Genomic DNA, 17,636 nt, shown 5'->3' with positions numbered 1-17,636 from the left:
TTCTTTTTCCACTTTTTGCACCTTTAACTCATCATGAGCAATCGGCACTTTGCCTTCTCTAGGTAACACTGAAAAAAGTAAATCGCTGGACATAATTTATCGCTCACTTTTTAATCGGCTATTCACTATATCGTCTCCTTGATATAGGTCTTTAAAAAAACACCTTACTCGTTTGACCCTATTTAGTCGATTTTGTTTTAAGTAAGAGGCAAAAACCTTCATTTAAGCTTGATTTAGGCTTGCATTAATAAAGCCAATTGAATAATGTATGCGCCAAGATTGAGGGCACAACATTATATTATGATTCATGATGTTGTAACGCACCTAAGCACAGGAAAAAAATTTTGAAAAATTCATTGCAAGGCGTCCATCACCACCATAAAGCTTAACCTTTCAGGTCTAGGCTGGAAGGTTTAATTACCCTTCCAGTGGCGCAGAATTTTTTCTCAACCCCCGGAAGGCAACTTTCGGGGGTTTTTCATTTAAAGGCCCCTCGCAATGAATATCAGGCAATGTTGCCAATAACAGTTTGAATTTAGAAAATTAAACGGGATAAAACATGAGTGATAACAACAGACTTCGTATCGCAGTGCAAAAATCAGGTCGCCTTAGTGACGACAGCATTGCGTTGTTAAAAGCCATTGGCATCAAACTACAAATACGCGATCGTTTGTTGATTGCTCATTCTACTAACCAACCCATCGACCTCTTGTTGGTGCGCGATGATGATATCCCCGGTTTAGTGATGGACGGTGTCGTTGACCTTGGTTTTATCGGTGAAAACGAATTAGAAGAAAAAATGCTTGAGCGCCAAGCTGCAGGCAAACGCCATGACTATAAAGAATTACGTCGTTTAGATTATGGTGGTTGTCGTTTGTCTATTGCGGTACCTAATGAGTTTGATTACCAAGGTGTGCAGTCTTTAACAGGCAAAAAAGTCGCTACCACCTACCCGTTTTTATTAGAGCGTTTTTTCAAAGAAAATAACGTTGATGCACAAGCGGTTATGTTAACAGGCTCAGTTGAAGTTGCACCTCGTGCAGGTGTTGCCGAAGCAATTTGTGACTTGGTTTCAACTGGTGCCACCTTAGAGGCGAATGGTTTACACGAAGAAGACGTGATTTTCCGCTCAAAAGCAATTTTCATTCAACGCTCTGGTGAATTACCCGAAGCCAAACAAGCTCTGATTAACAAACTATTGCCACGTATTGACGGGGTAATTCAAGCTAAAGAAAGTAAATACATTATGTTACACGCGCCTAAGGCGTATTTAGAGCAGGTTAAAACCTTACTACCAGGCTCTGAAAACCCAACGGTTCTCCCCTTAGCAGGCAACGATAATACTGTGGCCATCCATGTCGTTAGCCCTGAAAACTTATTTTGGGAAACCATGGAAAAGCTAAAAGCATTGGGTTGTAGCTCAATACTTGTTATGCCTATTGAAAAGATGATGAACTAGGAGCAGGCAACAGTCATGCAAAAGTGGTCAGCGCTAAATACTGAGCAACAGCTCGCTTTACTGAGTCGTCCGGCGATGGCCGACAATGCCAAGTTAAGCCAAATTGTTGCTGATATTATTCAACAAGTTAAAGAGCAAGGTGACCAAGCGTTATTTGCTCTTACGGAACGTTTTGACGGTGCGAAGCTCAGTCAGTTACCTATTGCTGACTCTGCCATGCAAGATCTTGAAGCCCAACTTTCGCCCAAAGTAAAACGCGCGATTGAACAAGCCTATGCCAATATCAAACGCTTTCATCAGGCACAATACCCCACTGATGTGAAAGTAGAAACTTCACCTGGGGTATTATGCGAGTTAAAACACGCTCCACTTAGCTCTGTTGGCTTGTATATTCCAGGGGGCAGTGCGCCCTTACCTTCTACCGTTTTAATGTTAGGCGTAACAGCCCAAGTTGCAGGCTGTGAACGCAAGGTTTTATGTACGCCACCCAATAAGCAGGGTGAAATTGCCCTCGAAATTCGCTATGCCGCTCAGTTGTGTGGCATTGATGAAATTTATTTAGTGGGCGGTGCACAAGCAATTGCCGCGCTTGCCTTAGGCACAGAATCCATTGCTAAAGTTGATAAAATTTTTGGCCCTGGTAATAGTTTTGTGACAGAAGCCAAACAACAAGTGAGCCGTATTCCAGCAGGTCCAGCGATTGATATGCCCGCAGGCCCTTCAGAAGTGCTGGTCATTGCAGATGCCAAAGCCAACCCTGTATTTGTCGCCGCTGATTTATTATCGCAAGCCGAGCACGGCGCTGACTCACAAGCGGTGCTGGTTTCAGACAGCGCAGTCTTAATTGAAGCTGTAAAAGCACAAGTTGCAGAACAACTCACTACATTGAGTCGTCAAACCATAGCGACGCAAGCCGTTGAGCACAGTCGTTATATATTGACCGACTCCATTGAAGAAGCATATGAAGTCAGTAATGCCTACGCACCAGAACACCTAATTGTTCAGGTCGAGCAAGCCCGTGAAGCCTTAGCAAGCTTAAAAAATGCCGGGTCTATTTTTGTTGGTCAATGGTCACCTGAATCAGCCGGTGATTATGCCAGTGGTACTAATCATGTATTGCCCACCTATGGCTATGCACGCAATTACTCTAGCTTGGGTTTAGCAGACTTTATGCGCCGATATACGGTGCAAGAACTCAGTTACCAAGGCTTACGCTACATTGGTAATGCGATTATGGATTTGGCTGACGCTGAAGGCTTAGATGCTCACAGACAAGCGGTTGCACTGCGCTTAAATATTGGAGAAAAACGATGAGCCAAAGTAATAACAAGGCCATGGTTGAAGGCTTAGTTGACAGACTTGTCTGCGAAAATTTAAAAGCCTTAGTGCCGTATGAATCAGCGAGACGCTTATTTGCAGCCAGCGACAATAGCCAAGATGCTCAAGTGCCCGTATGGTTAAATGCCAACGAGTCGCCTTTTGCCAATGGCTATGAACTGGATTGCGATCGATTGAATCGCTACCCCGATTGCCAGCCAAGCTCGGTGATTAAGTCTTATGCTGCCTATGCCGGCGTGAACAATAAGCAGCTTTTGGTAAGCCGCGGCGCAGACGAAGGCATTGAATTACTCATTCGCGCTTTTTGTACGCCAGGCCAAGACCGTATTTTAATTTGCCCGCCTACTTATGGCATGTATGCGATTAGCGCAGAAACCTGCAATGTAGGTGTTGAAATAGCCCCCCTTAATAGCGACTTTTCCTTGGATATCGAAGCCATAAAAGGTTTTAAAGATGCTGTCAATATAGTGTTTATTTGCTCGCCTAATAATCCTACAGGCACCCGTGTTGCCGCCGAGCAAATCGAGCAAGTACTTGAACATTTTTCTGACTCTGCCCTAGTGGTAGTGGATGAGGCTTATATTGAGTTTGACTTACAAAGTACCTTTGCACCGCGCTTAACAGACTACCCAAACTTGGTTATTTTACGAACCTTGTCTAAGGCCTTTGCACTGGCAGGTATTCGCTGTGGGTTTACCTTAGCAAACGAAGCCATTATTCATACTTTACTTAAAGTCATTGCGCCTTACCCGATGCCAGAGCCGGTAGCACAAATTGCCGCACAAGCCCTGAGTGCCAATGGCCTTCGTTTGATGAACGAGCAAATAAAAGCGATAGCTGATGAAAAAAGTAAACTCAAGCAGTCCTTGCAAATATTACCCGGTATTGAGCTAATCGGTGATGATAAAGCTAACTTTATTCTGTTTCGCTGCGGGCAGAAACAAGCGCTGATGGACTTTTTAGTCAGCAACAAAATGTTTATTCGTGACCAGAGTAAACAACGTAATTTGGCCAACTGCTTGCGTATTACTGTGGGCAGCGTGCAACAAAATGCACAATTACTGGCGTTAATTAATCAATTTTACCAAACCTTAGGAACACCAGCATGAGCCAACAAGCCATTCTATTTATCGACCGTGATGGCACACTAGTCGAAGAGCCCGCTATCGATAAACAATTAGATAGCCTAGAAAAGCTAGTGTTTGAACCTCAGGTGATCCCGGTTTTATTGAAGTTACAACAAGCGGGCTTCCGCCTAGTGATGGTCACTAACCAAGATGGTTTAGGCACTGACAGCTTTCCACAAGCTGACTTTGATGCGCCGCACAACATGATGATGGCCATCTTCGCCAGTCAAGGTGTGAAGTTTGACGACGTATTAATTTGCCCGCATTTTGACCATGAAAATTGCAGTTGCCGCAAGCCCAAGTTAGGTATGGTGAAAGACTATTTACAGCAAGGCCGTGTTGACTTCACCCGTTCATATGTCATTGGTGATCGACCTACTGATATCCAATTGGCTGAGAATATGGGCATTGTTGGCATTAAATACGATCGCGACACCATCAACTGGCCAGCCATTGAAAAACAACTATTGTCTTCAAGTCGGGTGGCTACGGTTGTGCGTAAGACTTCTGAAACCAATATTGAAGTCACCGTTGATTTAGACTCTACTGCCAAATCCAGTATTCACACCGGCCTTGGTTTTTTTGATCATATGCTTGATCAAATTGCTACCCACGGTGGTTTTGAATTAACGCTTAAAACTGATGGTGATTTACATATCGATGATCACCACAGCGTTGAAGACACCGCCCTAGCATTAGGCGAAGCCTTGAAAAAAGCCTTGGGTGACAAACGCGGTATTGGCCGTTTTGGTTTTGCCTTGCCAATGGACGAGTGCCGGGCAGAATGTATTATGGATATTTCAAACCGTCCCCACCTTAAATTTGAAGCGCAATTTAGCCGTGATCAAGTGGGTGACATGGCCACAGAAATGGTGCCGCATTTCTTCTACTCAATTGCCCAAGCAATGGGTTTGTCGTTGCACCTGTCGACCACTGAGGGCAATGCTCATCACCAAGTAGAAAGCTTGTTCAAAGTCTTTGGCCGTGCACTGCGTCAAGCCATTCACAAACAAGGCGAAGCCTTACCAAGCAGCAAAGGAGCGCTGTAAGCATGAGCCAGCAAATTGTGATCGTAAATACGGGTTGCGCGAATATCTCCTCGGTTAAGTTTGCGGTTGAACGACTCGGTGTGAGCGTACATGTCAGTGATGATCTAGGCGTTATTAGAGGCGCTGACAAAGTGTTTCTGCCAGGTGTTGGCAGTGCTAATGCAGCGATGGCCAGCATCGAGCAAAAAAACCTGATTAGCTGCATTCAAGGCTTACAACAACCTGTGCTAGGCATTTGTTTAGGTATGCAACTGATGGTAGAAAAGTCAGCGGAAAGCTTAAGTGGTTCTACTGCCTGCTTGAACGTGATACCGGGCGAAGTAAAACGCATGCAAGTGGGTGATTTACGCCTACCACATATGGGGTGGAATACCGTAAGTCCTCAAGGCGACGCGCCTTTATTCAAGGGCATACCAGCTGGCACCTATTTTTATTTTGTGCACAGTTTTGCCGTGGCGGTGGGTGAATATACTATGGCCAGTTGCCAATATGGGATGGACTTTTCTGCGGCATTACACAAAGACAATTTTTTTGGTGTGCAATTTCACCCCGAACGTTCCAGCGATGCTGGCGCTGAGCTTTTAAAGAACTTTATTGAGTTATAAATATGATTATCCCAGCCATAGATTTAATTGATGGAAATGTGGTTCGTCTCTACCAAGGCGACTACGCACAAAAAACTGAATACAAATTGAACCCCATAGATGTGGTTAATGATTACGCTGACCAAGGGGCCACATGGTTACACATTGTTGATTTAACCGGCGCCAAAGACACCAGTAAACGTCAGCTTAAATTAATTGGTGACATGGTAGCCACTCAACGTATGGACTTTCAAGCCGGTGGTGGAATTCGTACCGAGCACGATGTGGCACAGTTGCTTGATATTGGTGTAAAACGTGTGGTTATCGGCTCATTGGCGGTGAAAGAGCCTGCTTTGGTTAAATCATGGATGCAAAAATACGGTAGCGAAGCCATCGTCTTAGCTCTTGATATTAATATCGATGAAAGTGGGAATAAGTTTATCGCCACCCACGGCTGGCAAGAAAACTCAGGAGTGCCTATCGAAGCCTTGTTAGAAGACTTTTTGTCGGTGGGCGCACAACATGTTCTTTGCACAGATATTAGCCGTGATGGCACACTGCAAGGCGCAAATCATCAGTTATATACTGAGCTTGCCGCACGCTTTCCCACTGTAGGATGGCAAGCCTCTGGTGGCATAGGAAAATTAGCCGATATTGAAATCTTAAAGCCCAGCGGTGTCAGTGGCGTGATACTAGGCAGAGCGTTACTGGAAGGTAAATTTACGGTTGAGCAAGCGATTGCCTGCTGGCAAGCATAGAAAAAGGGCTTGATAAAGACTGGCAACTTTAGCAAACACCACAGTTAACAATTAATCAGCCATAGCGGCGCTTGTTAATTGCCATGCAAAGAGGCTTACTGAATAATTCAGCGCATCAGTATTAAAGCAGCATAGAGCAAAAGATCTGTGCTTAGAAAACAAACAACTTAATAGGAATCGACAATGGCGGCGTTTGGTACCGTGTTTATGCCCAAGATGGCATTAACCACCTTCGAAAACAATCAGTGGAGCCCTGCAGCAACAGTTGCAGCAGACAGCATTCAATTGCATCCTGGTGCCCACGTATTGCATTACTCCAGTACATGCTTTGAGGGCTTGAAAGCCTTTCGCCATTCTGATGGCAGTGTGCACGTTTTTCGAATGGACCAAAACGTGAAACGCTTTGCTCAAAGTAGTCGTTTCTTATCATTGCCGGCGATTGATGAAAGCCAAGTATCACAGATGATTTTAGATATCGTGGCACAATATGCCGCTGATGTACCGGAGCCTCCCGGTTCAATGTACATTCGCCCTACCCATATTGGTACTGAAGGTGCGATTGGTAAGGCCGCCGCCCCAACAGCAACGTCCATGTTGTATGTATTGTTATCACCTGTTGGTGATTATTTTACTGCTGGCGCTAAAGCTCTGCGTATTTTGTTAGATGAGACAGGCATGCGCTGCGCACCGCACATGGGGATGATTAAAAGCGGCGGTAACTACGCCAGCGCCTTAGGTCCTATTTTAAGAGCCAAAGCAGAAGTACAAGCCGACCAAATATTGTTTTGTCCAGGCGGTGACGTGCAAGAAACCGGTGCCGCAAACTTTTTACTGATCGATGGTAACGAAATCATCACCAAAGGCTTAGACAGCAGCTTTTTACACGGTGTCACACGCTCTACTATTTTAACGCTTGCCGCTGATTTAGGTATGACGGTAAGTGAGCGCAATATCACCGTAGATGAATTGCTCGAACGTGCCGCGAAACCCTCAGTAGAAGCCGCCTTATCTGGTACGGCAGCAGTATTAACGCCAATTGGTACCTTTATCCATAACGGTAAAGAACACAAGGTTGGCACCGGTGAAGCGGGCCCAACCACGCAAAAATTACGACAAGCATTGAATGATATTCAATGGGGCAAAGCTCCTGATACCCATGGTTGGTTGACCCAAGTCGTTTAACAAATATCGACGAGGAGCAGCGAGTTACCAGCAAAAGAACCGGCTAAGCGTGCTTAGTTATAGCGGTTGTTTGAGGTTTATATCGGTAAGCCGCTTGTTAGTATTTTTGTCGCTCGTTGCTCACGACTTGATGTTGATTTAAATTTTGCAGCTCGAAACTCGTTGCTAGTAACTCGAAACTGCCCTGAAGGAAATATTATGCTCGCAAGACGCATTATCCCCTGTTTGGATGTAAAAGATGGCAAAGTGGTAAAGGGGGTAAAATTCCGCAACCACGAAATAATTGGTGATATTGTGCCCCTCGCCCAGCGTTATGCCCAAGAAGGTGCTGACGAATTGGTGTTTTATGACATCACGGCCTCAAGTGATCAACGAGTGGTCGACAAAAGCTGGGTAACTCGCATTGCCCAAGTAATAGACATCCCTTTTTGTGTGGCCGGCGGAATTAAAACCGTTGAACAAGCAGGCCATATTCTTGAAATGGGGGCCGATAAAATATCAGTTAACTCCCCTGCTTTGGCCGATCCTGAACTGATTACACGATTACATGATACCTATGGCCAGCAATGTGTGGTGGTTGGTATCGACAGTTACTACAACGAAGATACCGGTGTGTATCAAGTGCACCAATACACAGGCGACGAGAGCCGCACACAAGTAACGACGTGGCAAACCGCTGATTGGGTCAAAGAAGTACAACAACGCGGCGCGGGCGAAATCGTACTGAATTGTATGAATCAAGACGGTGTGCGCCAAGGCTATGACATTGCACAATTAGCCGCAATTCGTCAAAACTGTAAAGTGCCCTTAATCGCCTCTGGCGGTGCTGGCGAGTTGGTGCATTTTAGTCATGTATTTGAGCAAGCCGATGTAGATGGCGCATTAGCGGCATCGGTTTTTCACAAAGGCATTATCCCTATTCAAGACTTAAAGGCTTACTTAAGAGCGCAAAACATCCAAATTCGAGATTGACATGAAAATTAATAAACAAAACATTGCAGAGCTGGCTTGGCAAAAAATGGATAACCTGTTGCCATGCATCGTGCAAAATGCCGTAAGTGGTAAGGTGCTAATGCAGGGTTATATGAACCAAGATGCCCTAGCCCATACCTTAGAAAGCGGCAAAGTAACTTTTTTTAGCCGCTCAAAGCAGCGTTTGTGGACCAAAGGCGAAACCTCAAACAACACCCTTGATTTAGTCGAAATCAGTGCTGATTGTGATCAAGACTCGATATTGGTGCTAGCCCATCCAAACGGCCCTACCTGTCACACAGGCACTGAAACGTGCTGGTTTGATAGTGAATCGGCGGATTTGAGTTTTATCGGTGAGCTGGAGCAGTTAATTGCCTCACGTAAAGGTGCAGATCCCGAGTCTAGTTACACCGCACACTTATACAGCAAAGGCATTAAGCGAATTGCGCAAAAAGTCGGTGAAGAAGGCGTTGAAACAGCACTGGCGGCTACAGTGAAAGACTTAGAAGAACTCAAAAACGAATCTGCAGACTTGCTTTACCATTTAATTGTTTTACTGCAAGCCAGCGAATTAAGTTTAAGTGACGTAGTACAAGTACTACGCCAGCGCCATAAAAAATAGACGATAACGATTAACGAGCGGCTCCACCGCTCGTTTAGCTTGCCTAAGCCACCAGCAAAAACAACACAATCGCACTGACAACAGGCCAGATAAAAAACCACTTAGGTCGATGCATAATCCCCATCAAGCTCGTGACGTAAAAGACCAACCACAATCCCCAATGCATAGCCGTGAACACTCCAATATAAGCCAGCAGTAACAGGCCAGGAATGGCTTTACACAAAACATAACAAACGCACTGAGACAGCCGTTTTACCGTCGATACTGGCAAGCTGTTGAAGTAGCCCTGATAGCGCTCTATCAAAGAGAGCGCATCAAATAAACTGCTCGCCATGATTAAGGCAGCGCAGAAACTTAAAAAGCCCGCTACATAGCTTTGCGCCTCTGGTTTTACTCCATGAAACATAAGACCGAGTAAAATGCTCACCAGCAGTACCCCGACAAATCGCAAACTCTCAGAGCGCGGGCTATAAATGTCTGCTTGAAGCTGTAATCGGTAAAACCCTGTTGGCCAACTACCCAATTTGAAGCGAGGAAGGGACAGTTGCCGTTCGACTAAAATGGCAGCACACCAAAGCACTAAGCACTGTCCTTTTGCCAATTCAGTTACCCATGGCAAGACGAATAAAGGCATAAGCAACAAACTTAGCCAAGGTAGTGTGCTCACTCGCACCGCTGCAACACAGTAATAACTGACCAAAGCAATCAAACCCAAAATAGGCGTGAGTTGTTCAACAACAAAAGCCAGTGGCAACTGCCATAGGGTATTAGCTTGTTGGTATAACATCGACAGCAGTAAATACAGCGGACCAAGCAGTAATATATTGGCACCGTATACAATTAATCCGAGTTCGACCCACTGTTTTTTACTGTCCGTTGTGGGCAAACTGGCAACATAATAGTGATGCTGAGTCGCGACAATACCGTGATGCTGGAGATGCATCCACGCGTAGACAAAAAGTAAATATCCCCATAGGGTATTCACATAGCGAGTTTGTTCAGAAGCAGGGTCAGCTAGGATCCCCCACGCAACAAAAGGCAAAAATATCAGTGCGGGCACTGCCAAAGGAAACAAGGCCACTAAGCCATAACTGATCTGTTTTACACTCTCTAACCACTGCTTAAGTGACTCGTTATACAACCTGAGTCTAAATTGCCAATAACTCATACTGATTCAGGCTCATTGCGCTGCAACTGAATGTGCCTGACTTGCTGATGTTGTGCCGCCATGGCCTCGTGACTGGCAATAATCACCTGTCCTTCATACTCGCTGATCAATAAATTCAGTGCCAAACGGGCTTTTTCATCTAAACCGTTGGCGGGCTCATCTAGCAACAGGAGGCGAGGTTGATGCATGACTGCCGTGAGTAAACTGAGTTTTTTGTAGTTACCCAGCGACAAATTAGCCACCTTAGTGTGCCAGTAAGGCGTTAAGCCAAATTGCGTTAGCCAGTACTCACTGATGTCACAGACAAATTGCTTCGCATGAAAATCCAGCAGTTCTGCCACCGTTAAAAAATTGGGTAAGGCCACTTTTGCAGCACTAATACCAATAGACTGTTTACTGTCAGGCCTTAAAACCGATTGTTGCGTCAGCGTGACCCTACCGCTGTCAGGGGTAATTAGGCCCGCGGCTAACATCAGCAAGGTTGTTTTACCGCTGCCGTTAGGGCCGCTGATAAGCACTCTTGGTTCAGAAATTTCCAGCGAAAAATCATGAAATACGCAACGTTGTTGGTAATATTGGCTGATCTTTTCAAACACTAACAAATGGTAGCTATCCTGTGGTTAATCTCACTTTATGGTCAGATATTAAAGCATTTTAGTTTTGTTGAGTCCAAGGAGAGTGTGCTAGGCTTTGCGCCCGTTTTTGAGTAGAGGTAAGTATATGAAAGTATTGTTGGCTGCGATGATTATTGTGTTAGCGGGTTTAGGATTTTGGTACTCCCAATCTAGTGAAGACACGACAGCGGATGATGTTAATCAAGTACTGCCGGTGATCACTCGCCAACAGATCCTTCAAGCCAGCGATCTTGTGGCCGGAGTAAAACAAGCGGTTAAACAAAATGATAAAGCCGCGGTAAAAGCGTGGTTGGTTAAAGCCACGGATCTTGCAAAAGAAGCGGGCTTGCCAGAAGATGACATCCATTATTTGCAGTCAGATATGGCGATTAACTACCTTGAATTTCATGCAAAACGCAGTTTATTTAATGATGCCGTCGAGCAAGCTTATTATGCATTGTACGACATTGAGCCTCTGAAAATTCAATATCCAGAAGCGCAAGATTTGTTTGCTAAAGCTGACCAACTGATTGCCCAACGAGATGAAATAATTGAGCAAATTGCGGCAGAACTTTCCTCTGAGCAACACACTAAGGAGCAAACCTTAGCCGCCGCTCGTCAGCAATGGAAAGCTCGTTTTGCCGCTAATCAGCAGTCAAACTAAAGTTTACCCGCCTCGATTTGTTTATGCGCATAATCCACAGCTCGTGCCGTTAACGCCATATAGGTGATACTGGGGTTTTGTGTGCCAGAGCTAGTCATACAGGCCCCATCAGTAACAAATACATTTGGTACATCATGCATTTGGTTCCACTGATTTAACACGCTGGTTTTGGGGTCGCGGCCCATTCTTGCAGTGCCCATTTCGTGGATACACGCACCGGGTGCCGTCACGCTATTGTAACTGGTTATGTTAGTACAACCTGCTGCTTCAAGCATCTCAACTGCGCATTTAACCCCGTGTTCACGTAGGGCTAATTCGTTTTCACGCAACTTCGCATCAAAGGTAATAATCGGCATCCCATGCTGATCACGCTCATCAAAATTAAGGTACATCCGGTTGTCATGATGTGGCAGCATTTCGCCAAAACATGTCATGCCAATATGATACGCCCCTGGTTTAAATATCTCGTCCTTAAGTGCAAGGCCCACTTTGCCCTCAGGTATATTCTCAATACGCCTTGCTCCGCCTTGATAACCAAAGCCACGTTTATACTCTTTTTGCTCAGTTTGTTCGTCTATGTTAGTAAAACGTGGGATGTAAAACCCAGTGGGTTTGCGCCCTTGATAATAGTCATCTTCGTTACCCGACCACAATCCAGAAGCGCCCATACCATAATGGTGGTCCATAATATTGTGTCCCAACTCACCACTGCTGTTCCCCAAGCCATTTGGAAAGGTTTCTGAACGACTGTTTAGCAAAATAGCTGTTGTACCTACCGTACTGGCGTTACAAAAGATAATACGCGCATGATAATCAGTCACATCACCTGTTATCGCGTCTTTTACCCTAACGCCTGACGCTTTACCTGCTTGTGCATCATACAAAATTTCCATAACTATGCTGTCGGGACGAATGGTTAAATTACCGGTTTCCTTGGCTACAGGTAAGGTCGCTGCCTGACTGCTAAAATAAGCGCCAAAGGGACAACCACGCCAGCAACGATCGCGACTTTGACACTGCCCGCGAAGGCCCTTGTGCACCTCGGGTTTATACTCAGTTAAATTCGCAATTCGCCCTGGTGTAACCACCCGCTCGGGGTAGGTTTCTGCCACGACTTCACGAAATTTTTGCTCAACGCAATTAAGTGGGAAGGGTTTTAAAAATACTCCATCAGGCACTTGTTTGAGGCCTTCAGCTTGCCCGCTAACGCCTACAAACGTCTCGACATAATCGTACCAAGGGGCGATATCTGCGTAGCGAATCGGCCAATCAACCGCAACGCCCTCTTTCAGGTTTGCTTCAAAATCAATATCACTCCAGCGATAACATTGACGTCCCCACATTAAAGAACGTCCGCCCACGTGATGGCCTCTTATCCAATCAAACCGTTCATCTTCGTTATAGGGGTACTCATCGTCTTTGTTGATGTAGTGTTTGTTATCTTCATTTACCCACCACGCCAAACGATTTTGTTTAGGGTAATGTTTACTGATCTCTTGTTGTGATACTTTGCCTTGATTGGGCATATCCCACTTATCCAACATGGCGGTGGGGTAATCACCGTGCTCAATCATCGGTCCACGTTCTAACACTAGGGTACGATAACCTTTAGTGCACAGTTCCATGGCAGCAAAACCACCACTAATGCCCGAACCAATAACAATGGCATCAAATGTATTATTTTCACTCATGTTTAAATTGCCCACGCTTTACCACCCAATTCTGCTAGCGGTACACAAGGTTTGAACTCGCCAGGAATAGGTAAATAGTTAAGATAATGTTCTGCGATTGCTTCAGTAGATAAATAAAAGGCGACTGTTTGCTGCTTCAAATCGATATAGGCCCAATAGGCATTAGTACGCTCAGCTTCAGGCAGCCCTTCAAGCGCTAACAGCAGAGCTTCTTGCTCTTTTGCATTGAGTGAAGCAAACCCTTTTTCAGTAAAAAATGCTTTTAACTCAGCAAAATTTGTCATGAATTTTTGCTGATAATCAGCAGGATAGGCTTGACCAAACATATTGTCGATGATGTAGTCCACCTTCACTTCAGAAGCTGATGGGCTGTCAGTTTTGGGTAAAATGACATCGACCAACTGGCTCAATAAGTGAAAATCTTCTGATGAAAAAAAGTGTAAATTTGCAATCACGGGTGGGGTGTTTTTTACCTGTTCACTGCACCCCGATAACATCACTCCTGTTAAAGGTGCACAAATTGCAGCACCCGTTAGCATGGCAGTATACTTTAATATTTGCCGTCTATTCATTACTCACCTCGTTTACCATTGTTAAGCTCCATATTGTTAGTGGGTTAACAAAACGTTAATTCTACATTGGCAGAATGTGATATCTAAACCGAAAAATAAAGTAAAGAAACGGGTTTAATCTCGATATCAGCCGATTCGAAAAAAAAGGTAACGACATAGTGAAATACCACAAAATTTGTGGAGAAAATTAAGTGAACTTAGTCAGCACGCTAAGCACTGTTATTTTTTATATTACCTCAAGGGGGCTATTGCTCGTTCGCAATGCGAGTTATGATTTGCTGCATATACGTCCACCATTATCAAGGGTTTGTATGAACATAAAATTAGTCATGCTAGTTTTCATTAGCCTATTTATAAGTGCCTGCTCGACCAGTTCTCGGCAAATTGTAGGTGAAAAACGCCCCGCAATTAACGCCGAGCAAGTTGAGATTTATTACACGGCACCAGCCCAGTATGAGCAAATTGCTTTTATCCAAGCAAGTAGCAAAAATGCGTTAGCCTTTAGTGATGACGCTATGCAACGAGTGATCATTGCGCGCCTAAAAACCGAAGCGGCGGCATTAGGTGCCAATGGTGTACTGCTGCAACAAACTGAAGAACAAGTGACTGGCTCAGTAGGCTCTGGAACCGGTATGTCAGGCCGAAATGTGGGCATAGGTATCGGACTCAGTTTCCCAGTCACCAATCAGCTCAGCCACGCAGTAGCTATTTATGTTAGCCCGCCTCCTGCTGAGCAATAGTGGCTGAATTTAACCGCTTTAAGAGCACATCGCGTTTCATTTAAACAGGCTTACAAGCGCCCTTTGCCCACATAGTGAGGAATAAGGGCGATGTTGATAAAACCGTGCCTCCATCACCTGCCGCAGAATAACTGCAAACGATCAACAAGCAGAAAAATTAACGTCAGCGACTACAACAAGCTTACATAGACAATTTTCTCAGCTAAATTAGCTTCTGTTTATACCAGCGAGTACAACTAAGGCTAAACGACTGTTTTCAAAATATTTTCGCCTTATTTTCAAAGCATGAATTAAGTCATTTACGCCTTTGCGCAAATTTCTGTGATCCTCCTAAAATTTCAGGCCGTAACAAAACCGCACAAAAAACAATCATTTCTTTAACAAGGTATTAATATGAACAGATTCAGAGCAATACTTACAAAAGGGTTAATTGTCGCTTCGTTAGCGGTTGGCTTAACGGCTTGTAATAGCGATTCAGATGATGCCATTACGCCCGTTGCAAAATCTCACCTCAGATTTATTCACGCGGCTTATGATGCACCACGTGTAAACATCACCTATGGCAATCAAACTCTCGACAATATTGATTATCAAGGAGCATCGGCTTGGATTGAAGTAGACAGTGGATCATACCCAGTCAGCGTCGAAGCTAACTTACCCGGTGACAACGCAGACGTCATCAGTGAAACCCTATTGTTAAATGAAGACATGACCTATAGCGTGCTTGCAGTAGGCTCGGTAGCAGACACGAGCATTGAGCCTCTTGTGGTATCTAATACCCTTTCCGATGTCACTGCTGGCAATGTCCGCGTTCAAGTGGTGCATGCAGCATCGACCGCGCCTACCGTAGATGTGTATGTGACTGCACCAATGGCCGATATCGAAGTTGAACAGCCCCTCGCGACCGCTGCGTATAAAGACGCGACAGGTCAAGTTGAAGTACCGGCAGGTAGTTATCAAATCCGGTTGACGCCCGCTGGCAGCAAAACCGTAGTCTATGACTCCGGTGAAGTTGAGCTTGCCGCTGGTGCCGATTTATTAGTCATAGCCACCACAAACACTGGAACAGGCTCTTCTCCAGTTAGCTTATTAGCAAGCGACGGCACAGATTCGTTTATCTTGTGGGACGTTAATTCTAAGGCCGATATTCGCGTGGTGCACGCGGTGCCTGACGCGCCTGCCGTTGATGTCATAGCTAATAACGCACTGACCCTATTTGATGGCGTTGCATTTCCTGATGTGACTGCTTACCTCTCAGTTGATGCAAACACCTACTTAATTGATGTGGCAGTCGACAGTGACAATTCGATTGTGGCAATTGATGATGCACAAATCACTTTAGAAAAGGGGATGTTCTACACGGCTTTTGCTAATAGCGAGCTTGCTACAATCGGCTTAGATTTAGTCACCGACATGCCACGCCCTATCGCTACTGCCGCAAAAGTACGTATCTTTCACGCCGCTCCATCAGCAGGTAATGTAGATATTTATGTTACGCCTGACGGCGATATTGCTAATGTTGAGCCAGCCTTTGCGGGGGTTGCATTCACCACCCCCATGCTAAGTGAAACAGGCTATGTTGAGCTAGCCGCAGGCGATTATATTGTCACGGTAACAGCCGCAGGAACCAAAACGGTAGCAATTGAAACAGGCATCCTTGGCCTTGAGGTAAACAAGGTATATACCGCGATCGCAATTGATTCTGACAATGGGCCTACGTTACTAACGGCAGATAATCTAGCCCCCGCGTTTACTGCCAGTAAAACCTACACCGTACAATTAAGCGGTAGTCAAGAAGTACCAATGGTTATGACGGATTCAAGCGCAACTGCCACCATTGAAATAGATGAAAGCCTACCCGCCTTTAGAGTAACCCTAGACGCAAGCATGGTAGAGGGCGCAACAGCAGCCCACGTTCATGCTGGCAGCATAGGTATAAATGGTGCAGTCGCCTTCGGCTTGACTAGTAATAATGATGGCTTGTTTACCCTAGACACAAGCCAGCTGACTGCAGGCTCTCTTAATGCCCTATTAAGTGGTCAGTGGTATTTGAATGTGCACACTCCGGCTAATCCAGGTGGTGAGGTGCGCGGTCAAATAGTGCCTGATACCACTGCTGTAGTGACCTTTGGTCTAAGTGGGTTACAAGAAATCCCGCAAGTCACTAGCGAAGCAATAGGCTACGGCTATGCTCTGTTCAACACCCTGAATAATGGTGTAACCCTAAACGTAGTAACCAACGGCGTAAACGATGCCACTATGGCACACATTCATACTGGTTTTGCTGGCGTTAACGGCCCCGTATTCGCAGCCCTCAGTTTAGATGCAACAGCCTTAGCAGCAGATGCCTATGTTTGGAGCACAGATGGTGAAATTGAGCTAGATGACACGACCGCTGAACTACTGCTGTCAGGCGGACATTACGTTAACGTTCACACCCCAGCAAATCCTAGCGGAGAATTAAGAGGGCAAATTACGCCAGCCAATATTGAGGTTTACGGCGTCGTGGCCACAGGAGCACAAGAAGTACCTGCGGTAACAACAAGCGCTACCGCCGTGGGTGCCATTACCTTGAATACCACAACGATGGAAATTAACGGCACCATGAACCTCTTTGATATCACGCCTACAATGGGCCATATCCACATTGGAGAGGCAGGCGAAAATGGCGCTGTCGCTGTAGGCTTTGTTGATGCCGGTGATGGTGTTTGGACGGTTAACACCACCTTAGATTCAGCCTCAATGGGCCTGATGCAAGCAGGCGGCTTGTACACCAACTTTCATACTACGGCAAATCCCAGTGGTGAACTACGCGGTCAAATTACCTTAGGGTTTTAATAGCTGTTTCGCGCTAACACATACAAGGGCACTCATAGCAAATGACTATGAGTGTCTTTTTTATTGCGTGTCTTTTACTCATAAGATGTAGTTAAGCTATAAATCTTTGTGGTGTAATTTACTGCGTAACGCTCACTTATAAGGGCTACTCAAAGCTCGTTATTTGCCACTCACCACTAACAAGTACTCTTCAAATAAAGTCACTCCACGCGAATCACTCAACTATGACAATGCGCTTAAACAACAGTTATAAAACCC

General features: G+C 45.3%; 16 protein-coding genes and 1 other annotated feature. Of the genes, 12 read left to right on the top strand and 4 right to left on the bottom strand.

The annotated features are described in order from the left end of the window. The first annotated feature begins 367 nt into the window (after window positions 1-367). Window positions 368-479, top strand: a sequence feature (His leader region). A gap of 80 nt (window positions 480-559) precedes the next feature. From hisG to hisIE, 9 genes are all read left to right on the top strand, one after another. After that, window positions 560-1,459, top strand: a complete 900-nt coding sequence (hisG, locus tag NWQ57_RS08180; protein ID WP_306021654.1) for an ATP phosphoribosyltransferase — start codon at window positions 560-562, stop codon at window positions 1,457-1,459. A gap of 15 nt (window positions 1,460-1,474) precedes the next feature. Next, window positions 1,475-2,773 carry a histidinol dehydrogenase gene (gene hisD, locus NWQ57_RS08175; RefSeq protein ID WP_306021653.1) on the top strand — a complete coding sequence of 433 codons (1,299 nt, stop codon included), beginning with the start codon at window positions 1,475-1,477 and terminating at the stop codon, window positions 2,771-2,773. Then, window positions 2,770-3,906, top strand: a complete 1,137-nt coding sequence (gene hisC / locus NWQ57_RS08170; RefSeq protein ID WP_306021652.1) for a histidinol-phosphate transaminase — start codon at window positions 2,770-2,772, stop codon at window positions 3,904-3,906. The genes hisD and hisC overlap by 4 nt, the downstream gene beginning before the upstream one ends. Then, the gene (hisB, locus tag NWQ57_RS08165; RefSeq protein ID WP_306021651.1) at window positions 3,903-4,973 is read left to right on the top strand and encodes a bifunctional histidinol-phosphatase/imidazoleglycerol-phosphate dehydratase HisB; all 1,071 of its coding nucleotides are present in this window, start codon (window positions 3,903-3,905) and stop codon (window positions 4,971-4,973) included. Before hisC ends, hisB begins: the two co-directional genes overlap by 4 nt. A gap of 2 nt (window positions 4,974-4,975) precedes the next feature. Further along, window positions 4,976-5,578, top strand: a complete 603-nt coding sequence (gene hisH / locus NWQ57_RS08160) for an imidazole glycerol phosphate synthase subunit HisH (protein ID WP_306021650.1) — start codon at window positions 4,976-4,978, stop codon at window positions 5,576-5,578. A gap of 2 nt (window positions 5,579-5,580) precedes the next feature. After that, on the top strand, window positions 5,581-6,315 hold the full coding sequence (gene hisA / locus NWQ57_RS08155; protein WP_306021649.1) for a 1-(5-phosphoribosyl)-5-[(5-phosphoribosylamino)methylideneamino]imidazole-4-carboxamide isomerase: 735 nt from the start codon (window positions 5,581-5,583) through the stop codon (window positions 6,313-6,315). Between the two features lie 183 nt (window positions 6,316-6,498). Further along, on the top strand, window positions 6,499-7,497 hold the full coding sequence (locus tag NWQ57_RS08150) for a branched-chain amino acid aminotransferase (protein WP_306021648.1): 999 nt from the start codon (window positions 6,499-6,501) through the stop codon (window positions 7,495-7,497). A gap of 198 nt (window positions 7,498-7,695) precedes the next feature. After that, a complete protein-coding gene (gene hisF, locus NWQ57_RS08145; RefSeq protein ID WP_306021647.1) occupies window positions 7,696-8,469 on the top strand; it encodes an imidazole glycerol phosphate synthase subunit HisF in 774 nt (257 codons plus the stop codon). 1 nt (window position 8,470) lies between these two features. Beyond that, entirely contained in the window at window positions 8,471-9,091 is a 621-nt protein-coding gene (hisIE, locus tag NWQ57_RS08140; protein ID WP_306021646.1) for a bifunctional phosphoribosyl-AMP cyclohydrolase/phosphoribosyl-ATP diphosphatase HisIE, read from the top strand. A 43-nt stretch (window positions 9,092-9,134) separates the two neighbouring features. Here the strand turns inward: hisIE and NWQ57_RS08135 are convergent, their stop codons facing one another. Next, window positions 9,135-10,259 carry a DUF6136 family protein gene (locus NWQ57_RS08135; RefSeq protein WP_306021645.1) on the bottom strand — a complete coding sequence of 375 codons (1,125 nt, stop codon included), beginning with the start codon at window positions 10,257-10,259 and terminating at the stop codon, window positions 9,135-9,137. Further along, entirely contained in the window at window positions 10,256-10,855 is a 600-nt protein-coding gene (locus NWQ57_RS08130) for an ABC transporter ATP-binding protein (protein WP_306021655.1), read from the bottom strand. The genes NWQ57_RS08135 and NWQ57_RS08130 overlap by 4 nt, the downstream gene beginning before the upstream one ends. 124 nt (window positions 10,856-10,979) lie before the next feature. Here NWQ57_RS08130 and NWQ57_RS08125 point away from each other — a divergent pair, with 124 nt between their 5' ends. Beyond that, window positions 10,980-11,537 (top strand): hypothetical protein, encoded by a 558-nt coding sequence (locus NWQ57_RS08125; RefSeq protein ID WP_306021644.1) that lies wholly within the window; start codon window positions 10,980-10,982, stop codon window positions 11,535-11,537. On the opposite strand, the gene NWQ57_RS08120 is transcribed toward NWQ57_RS08125, so the two are convergent. Both NWQ57_RS08120 and NWQ57_RS08115 read right to left on the bottom strand, forming a co-directional pair. Then, entirely contained in the window at window positions 11,534-13,228 is a 1,695-nt protein-coding gene (locus NWQ57_RS08120) for a GMC oxidoreductase (RefSeq protein ID WP_306021643.1), read from the bottom strand. The genes NWQ57_RS08125 and NWQ57_RS08120 overlap by 4 nt on opposite strands. A gap of 2 nt (window positions 13,229-13,230) precedes the next feature. Next, complete coding sequence (locus NWQ57_RS08115; protein ID WP_306021642.1) at window positions 13,231-13,800, bottom strand: gluconate 2-dehydrogenase subunit 3 family protein; 570 nt, start codon at window positions 13,798-13,800, stop codon at window positions 13,231-13,233. Window positions 13,801-14,111: 311 nt separating this feature from the next. Here NWQ57_RS08115 and NWQ57_RS08110 point away from each other — a divergent pair, with 311 nt between their 5' ends. Beyond that, a complete protein-coding gene (locus tag NWQ57_RS08110) occupies window positions 14,112-14,540 on the top strand; it encodes a hypothetical protein (protein ID WP_306021641.1) in 429 nt (142 codons plus the stop codon). Window positions 14,541-14,933: 393 nt separating this feature from the next. Then, complete coding sequence (locus tag NWQ57_RS08105) at window positions 14,934-17,378, top strand: CHRD domain-containing protein (RefSeq protein WP_306021640.1); 2,445 nt, start codon at window positions 14,934-14,936, stop codon at window positions 17,376-17,378. Window positions 17,379-17,636: the final 258 nt, after the last annotated feature.

The sequence above is a fragment of the Paraglaciecola sp. genome, from assembly GCF_030730205.1.
In the GTDB taxonomy this organism is placed as follows: domain Bacteria; phylum Pseudomonadota; class Gammaproteobacteria; order Enterobacterales; family Alteromonadaceae; genus Paraglaciecola.
Note: the sequence above shows the minus strand (reverse complement) of the source record. Positions and strands in the feature narration are given on the sequence as shown.

Excerpts from the sequence above, each read along its gene's own strand:
- NWQ57_RS08120 (WP_306021643.1), bottom strand. The coding sequence starts at position 13,228 with ATGAGTGAAAATAATACATTTGATGCCATTGTTATTGGTTCGGGCATT.
- hisF (WP_306021647.1), top strand. The coding sequence starts at position 7,696 with ATGCTCGCAAGACGCATTATCCCCTGTTTGGATGTAAAAGATGGCAAA.
- NWQ57_RS08125 (WP_306021644.1), top strand. The coding sequence starts at position 10,980 with ATGAAAGTATTGTTGGCTGCGATGATTATTGTGTTAGCGGGTTTAGGA.
- NWQ57_RS08105 (WP_306021640.1), top strand. The coding sequence starts at position 14,934 with ATGAACAGATTCAGAGCAATACTTACAAAAGGGTTAATTGTCGCTTCG.
- hisIE (WP_306021646.1), top strand. The coding sequence starts at position 8,471 with ATGAAAATTAATAAACAAAACATTGCAGAGCTGGCTTGGCAAAAAATG.
- NWQ57_RS08135 (WP_306021645.1), bottom strand. The coding sequence starts at position 10,259 with ATGAGTTATTGGCAATTTAGACTCAGGTTGTATAACGAGTCACTTAAG.
- NWQ57_RS08110 (WP_306021641.1), top strand. The coding sequence starts at position 14,112 with ATGAACATAAAATTAGTCATGCTAGTTTTCATTAGCCTATTTATAAGT.
- hisD (WP_306021653.1), top strand. The coding sequence starts at position 1,475 with ATGCAAAAGTGGTCAGCGCTAAATACTGAGCAACAGCTCGCTTTACTG.
- hisB (WP_306021651.1), top strand. The coding sequence starts at position 3,903 with ATGAGCCAACAAGCCATTCTATTTATCGACCGTGATGGCACACTAGTC.
- hisG (WP_306021654.1), top strand. The coding sequence starts at position 560 with ATGAGTGATAACAACAGACTTCGTATCGCAGTGCAAAAATCAGGTCGC.
- hisH (WP_306021650.1), top strand. The coding sequence starts at position 4,976 with ATGAGCCAGCAAATTGTGATCGTAAATACGGGTTGCGCGAATATCTCC.
- hisC (WP_306021652.1), top strand. The coding sequence starts at position 2,770 with ATGAGCCAAAGTAATAACAAGGCCATGGTTGAAGGCTTAGTTGACAGA.
- NWQ57_RS08115 (WP_306021642.1), bottom strand. The coding sequence starts at position 13,800 with ATGAATAGACGGCAAATATTAAAGTATACTGCCATGCTAACGGGTGCT.
- NWQ57_RS08150 (WP_306021648.1), top strand. The coding sequence starts at position 6,499 with ATGGCGGCGTTTGGTACCGTGTTTATGCCCAAGATGGCATTAACCACC.
- hisA (WP_306021649.1), top strand. The coding sequence starts at position 5,581 with ATGATTATCCCAGCCATAGATTTAATTGATGGAAATGTGGTTCGTCTC.